The sequence below is a fragment of the Schumannella soli genome, assembly GCF_006517435.1.
Taxonomy (GTDB): domain Bacteria; phylum Actinomycetota; class Actinomycetes; order Actinomycetales; family Microbacteriaceae; genus Schumannella; species Schumannella soli.
Map to the genome: position 1 here is coordinate 175,684 of NZ_VHQG01000004.1, position 14,180 is coordinate 189,863.

Consider the following 14,180-nt stretch of genomic DNA (forward strand, 5'->3'; position numbering starts at 1 on the left):
TCGGGTCGGGCGTCGGTCTTCGGCGGCACCGGAATCGGGCACGCCGATGCGTCCCCGTCGGGCGGGTGGACGCCGTCGCGGCGCCTCGGGTGGGTGCTCCCCGGCCCGCACGGTGCGGATACGTCACCGGAGCGAGGAGAACCGTCGTCAATCATGCGCCGACGCTCCTGGCAGAATCCTGACCGGCCATTCCGTGATCGGAATCGAACGCTCCCGGCCCGCCCCGATTCCGCGTCGGCGATCGCCGCCCTAGGGTGGCGGAGTGACCGACGCAGCCGCGAAATCCTCAGCGATCGATCTGTCGAAGCGCGACCTCACGCTCGACATCGCCCGGGTCTTCTGCGTGCTGCTCGTCGTCGTCATCCACCTGCTCATGGTCGGCGTCGGCCGGGATGACGCGGGCGCCCTCTCGATCTCTCGCCCGCTGGAGCAGCAGGCCTGGTTCGCCGGCGTCACCTGGGCCGGCCAGATCATGCCGCTGTTCTTCGTGGTCGGCGGCTTCGCCAGCCTGACCGCCTGGCGCAGCCTGCGTCGCCGCGGCGGAACCGCCGCCGAATACGTGCGCAGCCGTGTGCTGCGCCTCGCCCAGCCGGCGCTGCCGCTGTTCCTCTTCTATGTCGTGGTGCTGGGCGGCGCCCAGCTGCTCGCCCCGGTGATCGGCATCCCGCCGAAGCTGCTGAGCGTCGTGGCGGTCGGCGCCGGCGCGCCGCTGTGGTTCATCGCCGCCTACGCGCTCTGCCAGGCGATGGTGCCGGTCATGGTGCGGCTGCATGCGGCGGCGCCGAAGCGCACGGTGCTGGTCCTGCTGGCCGGCGCGGTCGTCGTGGATGCGGTGCGCTACTCGAGCGGCATCGACATCATCGGCACGCTCAACCTGTTCTTCGTCTGGCTGCTCGTGCAGCAGATCGGCTTCTTCTACGCCGACGGCTGGTTCGCCGCCCGTCGCTGGTGGCAGCTGGTGGCGATCGCCGCGGTCGCCTACGCGGCCCTGTGGCCGCTGACCGCGTGGGGTCCGTACGCCGACGACATGCTCACGAACCTCAACCCGCCGACCCTGCCGCTCATCGCGCTCGGCCTCGGCCAGGCCTGCGTGCTGCGCCTGCTGCGTCCCGCCCTGGCGGCGCTCATGCGCACGCGCGGTGCGAAGGCGGTCGTCTTCCTCGTCGGCACCCGGCTGATGACGATCTACCTCTGGCACCTGCCGATCATCATCATCCTGTCGGGCGCGCTGCTGCTGATCCCCGGCGCGAGCCCGCAGCCGGGCACCGGCGCCTGGTGGTGGAGCCGGCCGGTGATCTACCTGGTCGTGCTGGTCGCGCTGTTCGGGCTGTCGTTCCTCGTCGGACGCTGGGAGGCTCCGCGCGAGATCACCTCTACTCCCCCGCTCCCCATCGTGGTGATCGCCGCCATCGCGACGTTCATCCCCGCCTACGCGGTCATGGAGTGGTTCCTCGACTTCCCCTTCGCGGTCATGGGCTCGCTCATGCTCACGCTCGCGGTGGTGCTGCTCGGCCGCTGGCCGGGCGCGGCCGAGCGGGCTCAGTCGCGCGTGACGAAGTCGATCAGCTCCTCGACCCGGCCGAGCAGCGCCGGCTCGAGGTCCTGATAGCTGCGCACCCGCGAGAGGATGCGCTGCCAGGCGGCCGCGATGTCGGCCTGGTCGTCGTGCGGCCAGCCGAAGGCGGCGCAGATGCCGTGCTTCCACTCGACACTGCGCGGGATGGTCGGCCACGCGTCGATGCCGAGGCGGGCCGGCTTCACCGACTGCCAGACGTCGATGAAGGGGTGCCCGACGATGAGCACGTTCTCGCCCTGCAGTCCCTGGGTGATGCGGCTCTCCTTCGAGCCGGCGACGAGGTGGTCGACGAGCACGCCGACCCGGCGCCCGGCACCCGGGCGGAACTCGCGCAGCACCTCGGCGAGATGGTCGACGCCCTCGAGGTACTCGACCACGACGCCCTCGCCGCGCAGGTCGGCGCCCCACACCTTCTCGACCAGCTCGGCGTCGTGCCGGCCCTCGACGAAGATGCGGCTGGCGCGGGCGACCCGTGCGGGCTGGGGCGTGCTCGCCGCGACGGAGCCGGATGCGGTGCGCAGCGCGGTCGCGGACTGCGGCTGCTTCGCCGCGGGCACGAGCACGACCGGGGCGCCGTCGACGAGGAAGGCGCTGCCGACCGGGAAGACGCGCACCTTGCCGTGGCGATCCTCGAGCTCGACCGTGCGCCCCTGCATCCGGACGAGCGCGCCCACGAATCCCGAGTCGGCGAGCTCGAGCACGAGACCGCGCTCGGCGGGCACCTGCGCGGGCTTCACGCGCCCGGCGGAGCGCCAGTCGCCCGACAGCACATCGGATCCGTAGCGGTCATTCGGGTTGCCGGGCGCAGTCACCCCGGCAGGCTAGGGGCGACCGGCGGCCGGGACGGTGTCGGCGCGCGGCTCAGCGTCCGTTCCGTCCGCGGGTCTAGCGTGGATGCGCTGCGCCGCACGTCCCCACGCCTCGCGCGTCGTGCACCGCCGCTCCCACCACCCCTCCGGAAGGATCATGCATGCCCTCCACTCCTCCGTCATCCGCGTCTCCCTCCACCTCCCTGCCTCAGCTGACGACCCCCGGCGAGACCCGCTGATGCGCGCGACCGTCATCCACGGCGAGCGCGACGTCCGGCTCGAGGAGCGCCCCGAGCCGACGATCCAGGGCCCGCGCGACGCGGTCGTGCGCGTCGTCGCCGCCTGCGTCTGCGGCTCCGACCTGTGGGGCTACCGCGGCGTGCGCCCGGCCTCGGGCCCGATCGGCCACGAGCTGGTCGGCGTCGTCGAGCAGCTCGGCGACGCCGTGACGGACATCGCCGTCGGCGACTTCGTCATCGCGCCGTTCTCGCTCAGCGACGGCAGCTGCCAGGCGTGCCGCAACGGCATGAGCGCCGCCTGCGACCACAAGACCTTCTTCGGCAGCGACGACGTCGACGGCCACCCGATCGACGGCGCCCAGGGCGAGCGGGTGCGCGTGCCCTTCGCCGACAGCTCGCTCGTGGTCGTGCCCGGTCCGATCGACGAGGCGCTCATCCCGCACCTGCTCACGCTGAGCGACGTCATGTCGACCGGACACCACGCGGCCGTCTCGGCCGGCGTCGGCCCCGGCGACGTGGTCGCGGTCGTCGGCGACGGCGCGGTCGGCCTCTGCGGCGTGATCGCGGCGAAGCGCCTCGGCGCCGAGCGGATCATCGTGATGAGCCGCAATCCCGCCCGTCAGGAGCAGGCGCGTCGCTTCGGCGCGACCGACGTGATCGAGCAGCGCGGCGACGAGGCGGCCGACGCCGTGCGCGCCCTGCTCGACGGCGACCTCGCGGATGCGGTGCTCGAGTGCGTCGGAACCAAGGAGTCGATGCGCCAGGCGCTGTCGGTCGTGCGCGGCGGCGGCCGTGTCGGCTACGTCGGCGTGCCGGCCGAGGGCACCGAGCTGAAGGTGCAGTACCTCTTCGGCCGCAACGTCGCGATCGCCGGCGGCATGGCTCCGGCCCGCGACTACATCCCCGAGCTGCTGCCCGACGTGCTCGACGGCACGATCCGCCCCGGCGAGGTCTTCGACCTGACGCTGCCGCTCGATGAGGTCGCCGAGGCCTACGCCGCGATGGACGAGCGCCGTGCGATCAAGGTGCTGCTCACGACCTGAGCCGGTCGCCCGAGCGCGGACACTCGGCATACAGCACGACGGCGCGTGATCTGCTCTCGCAGGTCACGCGCCGTCGTCGTGGTGGATGCCGCGGTCTGGACTCCGCGCATCCGTCCGGGCCAGGTCAGGGGCCCGAAGCCGCGCGGGTCAGAACCCGAAGTCTCCGAAGTCGCCGCCGAAGTCCGCTCCGCCGAAGTCGCCCCCGCCGAAGTCGCCGCCCGTGTCCGCACCCGCCGCCTCGGTCGTCCCGGAGTCGGCGCCGGCATCCGCACCCGAGTCCGCGCCCGTGTCTCCGGAGTCCGTGCCGCCGTCGGCCGCCTGATCGGCACCGCCGTCCCAGGGCAGGAAGGCGCTGACGAGGGCCGAGCCGATGACGTAGCCGGCGACGGTTCCCAGCAGCGAGCTGCCGATCATCGCGCCGATGCCCGGGCCGCGCTGCTGGCCGTAGCCCTGCTGAGCGGCGGCGCCCGCCGTGCCGGGCGCGACGGCGCCGCTCTGCCCGGCGAAGGCGCTGCCCGACATGATGCGCTCCATGCTGCCGGGCTGGCGGAACTCGGCCCGGGTGGCCGACCGCGCGAGCGTCGCGGGCTCGCTCGACAGCGGGCGCTCGCCCGTGCCGGCTCCGCGGCTCAGCTCTTCGTAGATCATGGCGCGCTGCTCGTCGGTCAGCTGCGCGAAGGCCTCGCGGTGCACTTGCTCGATCGTCTCCGGCGGCGCCGTGCGCAGCAGGTAGCGGTAGCGCTCGATCGCGATCTCGTCGTCGGTGCGCTGCTCGGGCTGCCGCGGGCGGGTCGCGGTGTCGGTCCGTCGGGGTGCGCTGTCGGTCGCCGTGTCGTCGGCGCCGAACAGCCGGTCCAGGAATCCCATCGGTCGTCCTCCTCTAGATCTCCCAAGGTAGGCAGAGGGGCTGAGGGCGTTCTGTGCCGAGGCTGAGATCCGGCGGGGATGCGGTGGGAGTGACCTGGGCGGTCAGCTCCGCCGTTCCTCCTTCGCCTCCTCGTCGTGGATGAGCGTCAGCGGGTCGGTGACCGATTCGAGCTGCTTGCGCTCCGCATCCACGCCGAAGATGAACGTGACGATGCCGCCGATCAGCATGATCGCGGAGCCGAGGAAGTAGCCGACCGTGATCGGGCCGCGGTCGGACCCGTCGCCGATCATGGCGCCGTAGATGAGCGGCGCGAGCGATCCGAAGATCTGCGCGATCGAGAAGAAGTAGGAGATCGCCTGGCTGCGCACCTCGAGCGGGAAGATCTCGCTCACCGTGAGGTACGCCGCCGACGCGCCCGCCGAGGCGAGGAAGAAGGCCGCGCACCAGAAGATCGTCTGCGTGACCGCGTTGAGCACGTCGGCCTGGAACAGCGCCGCCGACGCCGCGAGGATCACCCCGGAGCCGCCGTAGGTGACGAGCACCATCTTGCGACGCCCGACGCTGTCGAACAGGCGGCCCAGCACGAGCGGGCCGACGAGGTTGCCGATCGCGAAGGGGAAGAAGTAGTACCCGGTCTGCGACTTGTCGACGTCGTAGAAGTTCTGCAGCGCGAGCGCGTAGCTGAAGAAGATCGCGTTGTAGAGGAACGACTGGGTGATCATCATCGTCGCGCCGACGAGCGTGCGCTTCGGGTACATCTTGAAGAAGACCTTGGCGAGGATGTGGAACGGCACCCGCTCCTGCGGGCTCAGCGTGATCGCGCGGTCGTCGCCCACCTTCTCGAGCGGGTGACCGGATGCCTCGACATCCTTCTCGATCTGGTCGACGGTCGCCTCGGCCTCCTTCTCGTAGCCGTGCGTGATCTGCCAGCGCGGGCTCTCGGGGATGTGCCGGCGCAGGTAGATGATGATCAGTCCGAGCACCGGGCCGATGAAGAACGAGAGCCGCCATCCCCAGTTGTCGACCCAGTCGGAGCCGAACAGCCCGCTGTTGAGGAACAGCAGGTTGGCCGCCGCGCCCAGCGCCGCGCCGCCCCAGTAGGTGCCGTTGATCGCGATGTCGACGTGGCCGCGGTAGTGCGAGGGGATGAGCTCGTCGATCGCCGAGTTGATCGCGGCGTACTCGCCTCCGATACCGGCTCCGGCCACGAAGCGGAACAGCCAGAGCACGATGATGCTCGCCCAGTGGTTGTCGAAGTTCGGGGTGAGACCGGCGAGCGCGCTGCCCGCGAGGTAGATCGCGAGCGTCAGGATGAACAGCTTCTTGCGGCCGAGGCGGTCGGAGAGCCGCCCGAAGAACAGCGCCCCGACGACCTGCCCCACGAGGTAGACGGTGCCGGTGGCGCCGATCTCGGCGGAGTTCATGTCGAACTCGGTAGCGTAGCCGTTCTGCGAGACGATCTGGATCTCGAGACCGTCGAGGATCCAGGAGACGCCGAGGCCGACGACGATCATCCAGTGGAATCTCGCCCAGGGAAGCCGGTCGAGGCGCGCCGGGACGAGACTTCGGATCGTCCCCGCCTTCTTCTCACGGAATGGCTGGGGATCGATCGCGTCGCTCATCGTCGCTGGTCCTTCCCGTCCGGGTGAAGGGCGCCCGGACGACGGCCGCGACGTTACTCCCGGCTCGGGAGCCGGTGTGAGCCTGCCTCAGGCTCTCAGGGAACGACCAGTCCGCCGCGCACGAGCTCGAGCGTCTCGGCCCGGATCTCGTCGAGGACGCTGCGCTCGTCGAGCTCGAGCAGCTGCGCGATCGCCGAGGCGATGACCCCGAGTGCGAGCTCGCCGTCGTAGGCGCCGACCGCCGCCGCGACCGCGGGTGAGACCCGCAGGGTGCGCGCGAAGCCGCCGCCCTGGCGCAGCACGAGCGCCGAGGGCGCCTCCTCGCCGGGCCAGTGGCTGCGCTCCTCGGTCACGTCGGGGGCGACGCGGAAGGCATGGGCGTCGACACCGTCGGGGCCGAGCGCCACGAGCGCATCGTGCGCGGCGAGCACGGCCGAGAGGTGCGGGCCGAGGCCGGCGGGGTTCTCGCCGAGGGCCTCGGGAATGCGCTCGACCCGGGCGAGTGCGGAGGGTGCCGCGGCGCCGCGGTCGAGCGCGCCGTCGGCCGGCCGGCGCAGCAGCACGTAGCCGAAGCCCACCGCATCCACGCCGCGGTCGGCGAAATCGTCGAGCCAGGCGCCGAGCAGCGGCTCCCACTCGGTGCTGCGGGGCTTCGTGCCGCCGTCGCGGATCCAGGTCTCGGCGTAGCGCGCCGGGTCGGCCTGCTCGCGCTCGATGATCCAGTGCTCGAGGCCGGCGTCGCGCGCCCAGGCGGCCGCGCGGTCGAGGCCGTCGGCGTCGCCGCCGTCGCTGTCGCCGCTCCCGCTGTCGTCGCCGCGGTACTCCCAGTTGCCGAGCAGCTGGGCGATGCCGCCGGGCTCGAGGTGCTCGGCGGCGCCGCTCACGACGGCGGCGACGAGCGCATCCCCCACCATGCCGCCGTCGCGGTACTCGTACTCGGGTACGCCCTCGCGGCGCGGCGTGATGACGAAGGGCGGGTTCGAGACGATGCGGTCGAAGCGCTCCCCGGCCACCGGCTCGTAGAGACTGCCGAGCCGGAACTCGATCGTGTCGACGCCGTTCAGCGCGGCGTTGAGGCGGCCGAAGTCGAGGGCGCGGGCGCTGATGTCGGTCGCGACCACGCGGTCGGCGAAGCGGCTGGCGTGCAGGGCCTGGATGCCGCAGCCGGTTCCGAGATCGAGCACGCTCCGCGCGCGGTCGGGCAGCATGAGCCCGCTCAGGGTGGCCGAGGCGCCGCCGATGCCGAGCACGTGATCGGTGCGCAGGGCCCGGCCGGTGGCGAGCTCGCCGAGGTCGCTCGCGATCCACCAGGCGGCGACGCCGATCGCGTCGACCACCGAGTAGGGGCGCAGGTCGATCGTGCCGCGCACGGCATCGGCCGGCTGACCCTCGGTCCCGGACGGCGCGGGCTCGAGCAGCCCCTGCGCGAGCGCCGCGGCGACGCCGGTGGCCGGCAGCGCACGCTCCGCCTCGTCACGCGGCACCGTGTCGCCGAGCACGAACAGCCGCGCCAGGATCGCCGACGCCTCGGTGCGGCCGGCGAGCGCGCGCAGCGCCGGCACGCGGTCGGCGCGCTGCAGGGCGTCGTCGGCGACGTCGCCCCAGAGTCCGCGCAGCCGATCGACGGTGTAGACCGCCTGGTCGAGGTCGCGGCGCAGGTCATCGGCGAGGTCGAGGAGCACGCCTCCATTCTCCCGCGCCGCGGACGACGCGAGGGTCAGTCGGCGATGACCGAGAAGACGTTGCCGAAGGGGTCCTCGAACCAGGCGATGTCGGGTCCGTGGCCGCGCATGGCGCCGTCGGCATCCTGCGGCATCCCGTCGTAGCGCAGCGGCTCGAGGCCCTCGGCCGCGAGCTCCTGGATCGCGGCCGCGACGTCGGCGACCTCGAGGTTCAGCACCGTGTAGGTCGCCGGCTCGTGGTTCTGTTTGGGGTAGAGGATGACGTTCGCGCCGCCCGGCAGCGTGAGCCGCGAGATGCCGCCCATCCCGCCGTCGACGATGTCGAGCCCGAGCACACGGCCGTAGAAGTCGCGGGCGCGCTCGGGGTCGGTGACCGAGAACCCGCTGAAGGCGCCGGTGGTGGTCAGCATGGGCCGTTCCTCTCCGTCAGAATCACGCCGAGGGATCCGCTCGTGGATGCCTTCCATGCATCCGCATGAGACACGGCGTCATGTGTACGCTGTCAACAATGACACCTGGGCCAGCATCTGTCGAGAGCACCGGCTCGGCAGAGCACCCGGCGCGCTGAGCGCGGCACGAGGAGGACCATGGCCAGCACCGCACCCCGGGCCACCTATCGTCACGGCGACCTGCGTCAGGCTCTGGTGGATGCCGGCTTCGCCATGGCGCGCGAGTCGGGGCCGGACGCGGTCGTGCTGCGCGAGGCCACCCGCCGCGCCGGCGTCTCCCCCAACGCCGCCTACCGGCACTTCGCCGACCGCACCGCGCTGGTGCAGGCCGTCAGCGATGCGGCGCTCGGCGCCGTCGCCGAGGCGATCGAAGAGGAGTGGGAGCGCATCGAGCGGGCCGGCGACGCCGCCGCCGACGCGCACGCCGAGCTCGAGGCGGTCGGCGTCGGCTACCTGCGTTTCGCGCGCGACGAGCCGGGACTGTTCCGGGCCGCGTTCACGGTGCCGCGCGATCTGCGCTCGGCACTGAGCCCCGACAAGGCCGGCCCGCGCGGACGCACGCCCTTCGAGCTGCTGGGCATCGCCCTCGACGACCTCGTCGCCGCGGGCGAGCTGCCCGCTGAGCGCCGCCCCGGCGCGGAGCTGCTCGCCTGGTCGGCCGTGCACGGCCTGGCCATGCTCGCTCTCGAGGGGCCGCTGCACGACCTCGATCCCGAGCTCGCCCGCCAGACCGGCCGCCGGGTGATCGCGATGGTCGACCGCGGGCTCTGACCGGCGCATCCGCTCGCCCGGCGGCGACCCGCCCGCGGGCGTAGGCTCGTCGGCACCATGCAACCGCTGACCGAGACCGAGATCCGCGAATCGATGGTGAACGCCCCCGCGGGCGAGGCCGACCGCATGCCCCTGCCCGGGCTGCACGAGGTCATCTGGGATGAGCGCGAGTACCTCGGCTGGCGCGACCCGCAGGCGCCGCAGCGCGGCTATGTCGTGTTCTGGCGCGACGGTGCGCCCGTCGGGCTCACCCTGCGCGCCTCGGAGTCGCAGCTCGCGCACGGCTCGGCCATGTGCTCGCTGTGTCAGACGCTGCAGCCGGCCGGGCAGGTGCGGATGTTCTCCGCCCGTCGCGCCGGCGACGCGGGCGATCGCGGCAACTCGGTCGGCACCTACATCTGCTCCGACCTGGCCTGCTCGACGCTGATCCGACTGCGCGCCCCGGGCACCGAGCTCGACCACTCGCCGGCCGAGATCATCCAGCACCGCGCCGACGGCCTCACCCAGCGACTGGCCCGGTTCACCGAGAAGGTCGTCGCGGCCTGACCCTGCGGGGCGCGACGCCGAGCGCCCCCGCCGACGGCGCGGACCGCGCCTCCTGGATGCACGACCCGCGTCACCTGGATGCCCGCAGTCAGTGACCGCGCCCGCCGCGCCGCCGGTGCGAGCGTGGCGGCATGAGCGACCAGACCAGCACCCCCGACCCGTCCGACGACCTCGAGACCGTGCGCCGCATCCTCACCTCCGCCCGCACCGCGACCGTCACCTCGCGGGCCGCATCGGGCGCGCTGCACAGCCGCCCGCTCGCGCTGCTCGAGCACGGCGTCGACGGCACCGAGAACTTCGCCGGCACGCTCTGGTTCTTCACCGCCGACCCGAGCGAGAAGACCGACGAGATCCGTCGGCACCCCGAGGTGAACGTCGCGGTCGGCGACGGCAAGGGCTATCTCTCGCTCAGCGGCAGCGCGAGCATCGACCGCAGCCAGCCCCGCATCGACCTGCTCTGGAATCCCTGGGCCGAGGCCTACTTCGAGGGCGGGCGCGAGGATCCGGCCGTCGCCCTGCTGCGGGTCGACGTCGAATCGATCGAGTTCTGGGATCTCGACCGACCCGCGCTCAAGCGCGTGATCGAGGTCGCCGCGGCGCTCATCGCGAAGCGTCCGCCCGAGGTCGGCGAGAGCCGCACGGTCGAGCTGTAGGCCGGCGCCCGAGCCGCGGTCCGCCGGCTCAGTCGGTCGCGCGGGTCGCGGGCTTCGCGACGACGACGCCCGCCTGCCGGGCGATCGGCGGCATCACGCTGCGCATGTAGGGCGCCCAGAACAGGCGCACGATGAGGTGCACGATCGCACCCCGCCAGGGCAGCGGTGCGAAGGAGTAGGTCCAGCGGATGCGGGTGCCCTCGCCGTCGTGGGCGAAGATCCACTCCGCGCGTCCGCCGGAGACGAGGGAGCCGAACAGCTTCTGGAAGCGGCTGAGCTCGTAGACGTGCCGGCGCGGCGCATCCACTTCGGCGACGGTCTCGATGACCGAGCCGCCGTCGGAGAGATGCAATCGTCGGGAGGCGCCGACGACGTCGAAGGAGTCGGTCTGGTCCGAGACCGACACGACGGCGGGCAGCGGGCCGAACCGCGGATAGAAGGCGGGCGGGTCGGTTGCGACCGTCGTGGCGAAGGCCTCGGCGAGCGGCGCGGCGACGACGATGTCGACCGTCGCGCTCGCCGCCTTCACCGTCGGATTCCGCCGTTCGCGCTCAGTCGAGCTTCTCGAGCAGGTGGAACGGGATGATCAGCGAGAGCGCGATCGCGACCAGGCCCGAGGCGAAGATCACGAGGTGGAACGGCTCCGGCGCGTCGAAGGCGTAGCCGAAGAGGAAGAACGCGCCGACGAAGAGCACGAGACAGATCAGGAACGCGAACACCTTCATGCCGGTCAGCCTACCGGCGAGACGGCGCGGCCCGGCGCATTCCCTCGACGAGGCGGATGCGCGAAGATCGGCACGTTCGCTTCCCGAGCCAGGAGTCGCCATGACCACCTTCCGCACCACCCTGCTGCAGATCGGCAACAACGTCGGCATCGAGGTTCCCGAGGAGGTCGTGCTCGGCTTCGCCGCCGGCAAGCGCGTGCCGGTGAAGGTCACGCTGAACGGCTTCGACTACGACTCGACGATCGCCGTCATGGGCGGCAAGTACCTGATCCCGGTGTCGGCGGCGATCCGCAAGTCGGCCGGCGTCGCGGGCGGAGAAGAGCACGACGTCACCCTCGAGCACGTCGCCGGCGAGCGCACGGTCGAGGTGCCCGCCGAGCTGGCCGCGGCTCTCGAGACCGCCGGGGCGCGCGCCGCCTTCGACGCGCTGTCGTACTCGGCGCGCAAGGAGCACGCCCGCTCGGTCGGCGAGGCGAAGGCCGAGGCGACGCGCGAGCGCCGCATCCAGAAGGTGCTCGACAGCCTGAGCTGACGGGCCGGCCGGATGGGTCGGACGGGTCAGCCGCGCCGCCGCACCCATTCGACGGCCGGGCGGCCGACCTCGGGATCGAGCGGCTCGATCACCCCGACGCGCTCGAAGCCGGCGCGCAGCAGGGTCGACGGCGAAGCCTCGTCGTCCACGCGCGTGTGAGCCTCGATGCGGGTGATCGCCGGGTCCTCGAAGCCGATGCGGCAGAGCGCGTCGACGAGCGGCGCGCCGAGACCGCGGCCGCGGAACTCCTCGGCGAGCTCGTAGCTCACGTCGAGGACGCCGGGCTTCTCGCTGCGCAGGCCGCCGTCGCCGATGAGACGACCGGTCTCGGCCTCGATCGCCCAGTACATCCATCGCGCCGCGGCCTCGGGCGCGCGCTGCAGGGCGTTCGCGACCCAGAGGAACGCGTTCACGTCGGAGGGCCACCCCTCGGGCAGGGGCGATCGCAGCGCCTCCGCGAGCTGGTCAGGATCCCGGAAGTACGCATCGAGCTGATCCAGGGTCGCGGGTTCGAGACGAACCCGGCCCTCCACGATGTCGGCCATCGCCGCCATGTTCCCCTGCGGCCGCGAGCGCGGTCAAGCACCCCGAGCGGGGTTCAGGGGCGGAGCGGAGGTGCCGCCGGCAGGGCGCGCGGCGCGGATGCGGTCGGATGCCGCCGGCCGCGGATCAGACGATCGGCTTGTCCCAGCCGCGCGGCCCCGCCGACCCGGCCTCGTAGCTCTGCAGCGGAACTTCGTTGCGCCCCCACGCGGCGAGCACCGGACCGACGATGCGCCAGCACTGCTCGGCGACGTCGCCGCGCACCGACAGCGTCGGGTCGCCCTCGATGAGCTCGGCCAGCACCTCGCCGTAGGCGCTGAGCTCGTTGGCCGGGAACTCGGTGCGCAGCGTCTCCCACTCGAGGTCGAAGGGGTCGTCGTGCCCGTTCGTCGCGAGGTCGAGCTCGAGCACCGCCGGCTTGATGCCGACGCGGATGCGCGCCGTGCGCTTCGGACCCGACAGCCCGTTCGGCAGGTGCGGCACCTCGCGCAGCGTGAAGACGACCTCCTGGCGCCCGGTGCCGAGGGCCTTGCCCGAGCGGAGCGTGAACGGCACGCCGGCCCAGCGCCAGGTGTCGATCGCGACCGTCAGCTCGGCCAGCGTCTCGGTGCGACGGGCCGCGACGACGCCGGCCTCGTCGCTGTAGTCGGGCAGGTCGCGGCCGTCGATCCGGCCGGCGGTGTATCGCCCGCGCCGGCTCGCGGTGCCGTCGGCCTTCCACGGTCGCGTCGCCCGCAGCACCTGCGCCATCGCGCCGCGCAGATCCTCGGACTCGACCGACGACGGCGGCTCCATCGCGGCGAGCGCGAGCACGAGCAGCAGATGGCTTTGGATCATGTCGCGCGCGGCGCCGGCGTGGTCGTAGTAGCCGGCGCGGCCCTCGAGGCCGAGCGCCTCATCCGCGACGATGTCGACGCGCTCGATGTTCTGCGACGACAGCAGCGGCTCGAGCAGGCGGTTCGCGAAACGCAGCCCGATCAGGTTCAGCACGGTCGACTTGCCGAGGAAGTGGTCGACGCGGAAGACCTGCTCCTCGGGCACGAGGGTCTCGAGCAGCCGGTTGAGCCGGCGCGCGCTCGCGTAGTCGGAGGCGAAGGGCTTCTCGAGCGCGAGCACGAGCCCGGCGGGTCGTTCGACGTCGCGCAGCGCCGCGCACGCCTTCTCGGCGACGGCGGGCGGCAGCGCGAAGTAGAGGGCGGTGCGCCCCGTCGCGGCCGCGAGCGCCCGGCTCAGATCGTCGGCGCTCGTCGCATCGCCGACGAGATAGCGCGAGGCCTTCGCGATGCGCGCCGCGCGCGGCCCGGCATCCGATCCGAACGCGGTCGACACCCGCTTCTGCCAGGCGGCGTCGTCGAGCTCGGCACGGTCGACGCCGATCAGCGTGAGGTCCCGGCCTCGCGAGGAGTCGAGCAGCGAGGCGAGTCCGGGCAGCAGCAGACGGGAGGCGAGATCACCGCCCGCTCCGAGCACGATCAGGGTGTCGATGGGCGGGGTCGAGGCCATGGTCGCGACGCTACTCCGCGAGGCCGATCGGATGCGGGGCTCGCGGCGCGCATCCATCTGAGAGCTCGCTCACACCGCCGTCGCCGACGCCGCGCGGTCGGCGGCACGTCACAGGAGATGGATACGGTGGTCGGCGGTGCGCGCCCCGGCGCGCCCTCCCCCGCACCACCCCGGAAGGACCTCCGCATGGAACCCATCTACACCGCCGTCGCCACGAGCCTCGGCGACGGACGCAACGGCAGCGCCGCCACGAGCGACGGCAGCCTGCAGGTCGAGCTCACCGTCCCGGTCGAGATGGGCGGCCCCGGCGGCGCGACCAACCCCGAGCAGCTCTTCGCGCTCGGCTACGCGGCCTGCTTCCATTCGGCTCTGAAGGGCCAGGGCAAGGCGCTCCGCATCCCCGTTGAAGACTCGGCCGTCACCGCCGAGGTCGGCATCGGCAAGCTCGAGAACGGCGGGTTCGGCCTGGCCGTGACGCTGCGCATCGAGCTCGGCGGCGTGTCGATCGAGGATGCGCGCAAGGTCGCCGAGGCCGCACACCAGGTCTGCCCCTACTCGAACGCGACCCGCGGCAACGTCGAGGTCAAGCTCGATGTCGAGGTCGGCTGACCCGAGCCGA

At 72.5% G+C, this 14,180-nt stretch carries 16 protein-coding genes; 7 read left to right on the forward strand and 9 right to left on the reverse strand.

What is annotated here, in order from left to right; all coding sequences use genetic code 11:
• The first annotated feature begins 262 nt into the window (after positions 1-262).
• Positions 263-1,606 (forward strand): acyltransferase family protein, encoded by a 1,344-nt coding sequence (locus tag FJ657_RS13585; protein WP_141164252.1) that lies wholly within the window; start codon positions 263-265, stop codon positions 1,604-1,606.
• Here FJ657_RS13585 and FJ657_RS13590 read toward each other — a convergent pair.
• Positions 1,540-2,388, reverse strand: a complete 849-nt coding sequence (locus FJ657_RS13590; RefSeq protein ID WP_141164253.1) for a DUF3097 domain-containing protein — start codon at positions 2,386-2,388, stop codon at positions 1,540-1,542. The genes FJ657_RS13585 and FJ657_RS13590 overlap by 67 nt on opposite strands.
• A gap of 235 nt (positions 2,389-2,623) precedes the next feature.
• Between FJ657_RS13590 and FJ657_RS13595 the strand changes: the two genes are divergently transcribed.
• The gene (locus FJ657_RS13595) at positions 2,624-3,667 is read left to right on the forward strand and encodes a zinc-binding dehydrogenase (protein WP_141164254.1); all 1,044 of its coding nucleotides are present in this window, start codon (positions 2,624-2,626) and stop codon (positions 3,665-3,667) included.
• A gap of 147 nt (positions 3,668-3,814) precedes the next feature.
• Here the strand turns inward: FJ657_RS13595 and FJ657_RS13600 are convergent, their stop codons facing one another.
• From FJ657_RS13600 to FJ657_RS13615, 4 genes are all read right to left on the reverse strand, one after another.
• Positions 3,815-4,534 carry a hypothetical protein gene (locus tag FJ657_RS13600; protein ID WP_141164255.1) on the reverse strand — a complete coding sequence of 240 codons (720 nt, stop codon included), beginning with the start codon at positions 4,532-4,534 and terminating at the stop codon, positions 3,815-3,817.
• A 102-nt stretch (positions 4,535-4,636) separates the two neighbouring features.
• Positions 4,637-6,157, reverse strand: coding sequence for an MFS transporter (locus FJ657_RS13605; protein ID WP_141164256.1), 1,521 nt, complete (start codon positions 6,155-6,157; stop codon positions 4,637-4,639).
• A 95-nt stretch (positions 6,158-6,252) separates the two neighbouring features.
• The gene (locus FJ657_RS13610) at positions 6,253-7,839 is read right to left on the reverse strand and encodes a DUF7059 domain-containing protein (RefSeq protein ID WP_141164257.1); all 1,587 of its coding nucleotides are present in this window, start codon (positions 7,837-7,839) and stop codon (positions 6,253-6,255) included.
• 35 nt (positions 7,840-7,874) lie between these two features.
• Positions 7,875-8,249, reverse strand: coding sequence for a VOC family protein (locus tag FJ657_RS13615; RefSeq protein WP_141164258.1), 375 nt, complete (start codon positions 8,247-8,249; stop codon positions 7,875-7,877).
• 177 nt (positions 8,250-8,426) lie between these two features.
• Here FJ657_RS13615 and FJ657_RS13620 point away from each other — a divergent pair, with 177 nt between their 5' ends.
• The 3 genes from FJ657_RS13620 to FJ657_RS13630 all read left to right on the forward strand — a co-directional run bounded on the left by FJ657_RS13620 (position 8,427) and on the right by FJ657_RS13630 (position 10,258).
• Positions 8,427-9,059 (forward strand): TetR/AcrR family transcriptional regulator, encoded by a 633-nt coding sequence (locus tag FJ657_RS13620; protein WP_141164259.1) that lies wholly within the window; start codon positions 8,427-8,429, stop codon positions 9,057-9,059.
• A gap of 57 nt (positions 9,060-9,116) precedes the next feature.
• A complete protein-coding gene (locus FJ657_RS13625; protein ID WP_141164260.1) occupies positions 9,117-9,605 on the forward strand; it encodes an FBP domain-containing protein in 489 nt (162 codons plus the stop codon).
• 131 nt (positions 9,606-9,736) lie between these two features.
• Positions 9,737-10,258, forward strand: coding sequence for a pyridoxamine 5'-phosphate oxidase family protein (locus FJ657_RS13630; protein ID WP_141164261.1), 522 nt, complete (start codon positions 9,737-9,739; stop codon positions 10,256-10,258).
• 28 nt (positions 10,259-10,286) lie between these two features.
• Here the strand turns inward: FJ657_RS13630 and FJ657_RS13635 are convergent, their stop codons facing one another.
• Positions 10,287-10,787 (reverse strand): SRPBCC family protein, encoded by a 501-nt coding sequence (locus FJ657_RS13635; RefSeq protein WP_141164262.1) that lies wholly within the window; start codon positions 10,785-10,787, stop codon positions 10,287-10,289.
• A 22-nt stretch (positions 10,788-10,809) separates the two neighbouring features.
• Positions 10,810-10,983, reverse strand: a complete 174-nt coding sequence (locus FJ657_RS17115; RefSeq protein WP_181408982.1) for a hypothetical protein — start codon at positions 10,981-10,983, stop codon at positions 10,810-10,812.
• A 100-nt stretch (positions 10,984-11,083) separates the two neighbouring features.
• Between FJ657_RS17115 and FJ657_RS13640 the strand changes: the two genes are divergently transcribed.
• Entirely contained in the window at positions 11,084-11,515 is a 432-nt protein-coding gene (locus tag FJ657_RS13640) for a YdeI/OmpD-associated family protein (RefSeq protein ID WP_141164263.1), read from the forward strand.
• A 26-nt stretch (positions 11,516-11,541) separates the two neighbouring features.
• Here the strand turns inward: FJ657_RS13640 and FJ657_RS13645 are convergent, their stop codons facing one another.
• Positions 11,542-12,060 (reverse strand): GNAT family N-acetyltransferase, encoded by a 519-nt coding sequence (locus FJ657_RS13645; RefSeq protein ID WP_181408983.1) that lies wholly within the window; start codon positions 12,058-12,060, stop codon positions 11,542-11,544.
• 124 nt (positions 12,061-12,184) lie between these two features.
• Positions 12,185-13,561 carry a glucose-6-phosphate dehydrogenase gene (locus tag FJ657_RS13650; protein ID WP_141164265.1) on the reverse strand — a complete coding sequence of 459 codons (1,377 nt, stop codon included), beginning with the start codon at positions 13,559-13,561 and terminating at the stop codon, positions 12,185-12,187.
• A gap of 186 nt (positions 13,562-13,747) precedes the next feature.
• Between FJ657_RS13650 and FJ657_RS13655 the strand changes: the two genes are divergently transcribed.
• Positions 13,748-14,170 (forward strand): organic hydroperoxide resistance protein, encoded by a 423-nt coding sequence (locus FJ657_RS13655; protein WP_141164266.1) that lies wholly within the window; start codon positions 13,748-13,750, stop codon positions 14,168-14,170.
• Positions 14,171-14,180 lie beyond the last annotated feature (10 nt).

Coding starts and splice junctions, on each gene's coding strand:
- FJ657_RS13595 (WP_141164254.1), top strand. CDS start 2,624: ATGCGCGCGACCGTCATCCACGGCGAGCGCGACGTCCGGCTCGAGGAG.
- FJ657_RS13600 (WP_141164255.1), bottom strand. CDS start 4,534: ATGGGATTCCTGGACCGGCTGTTCGGCGCCGACGACACGGCGACCGAC.
- FJ657_RS13605 (WP_141164256.1), bottom strand. CDS start 6,157: ATGAGCGACGCGATCGATCCCCAGCCATTCCGTGAGAAGAAGGCGGGG.
- FJ657_RS13615 (WP_141164258.1), bottom strand. CDS start 8,249: ATGCTGACCACCACCGGCGCCTTCAGCGGGTTCTCGGTCACCGACCCC.
- FJ657_RS13620 (WP_141164259.1), top strand. CDS start 8,427: ATGGCCAGCACCGCACCCCGGGCCACCTATCGTCACGGCGACCTGCGT.
- FJ657_RS13625 (WP_141164260.1), top strand. CDS start 9,117: ATGCAACCGCTGACCGAGACCGAGATCCGCGAATCGATGGTGAACGCC.
- FJ657_RS13630 (WP_141164261.1), top strand. CDS start 9,737: ATGAGCGACCAGACCAGCACCCCCGACCCGTCCGACGACCTCGAGACC.
- FJ657_RS17115 (WP_181408982.1), bottom strand. CDS start 10,983: ATGAAGGTGTTCGCGTTCCTGATCTGTCTCGTGCTCTTCGTCGGCGCG.
- FJ657_RS13640 (WP_141164263.1), top strand. CDS start 11,084: ATGACCACCTTCCGCACCACCCTGCTGCAGATCGGCAACAACGTCGGC.
- FJ657_RS13645 (WP_181408983.1), bottom strand. CDS start 12,060: ATGGCCGACATCGTGGAGGGCCGGGTTCGTCTCGAACCCGCGACCCTG.
- FJ657_RS13650 (WP_141164265.1), bottom strand. CDS start 13,561: ATGGCCTCGACCCCGCCCATCGACACCCTGATCGTGCTCGGAGCGGGC.
- FJ657_RS13655 (WP_141164266.1), top strand. CDS start 13,748: ATGGAACCCATCTACACCGCCGTCGCCACGAGCCTCGGCGACGGACGC.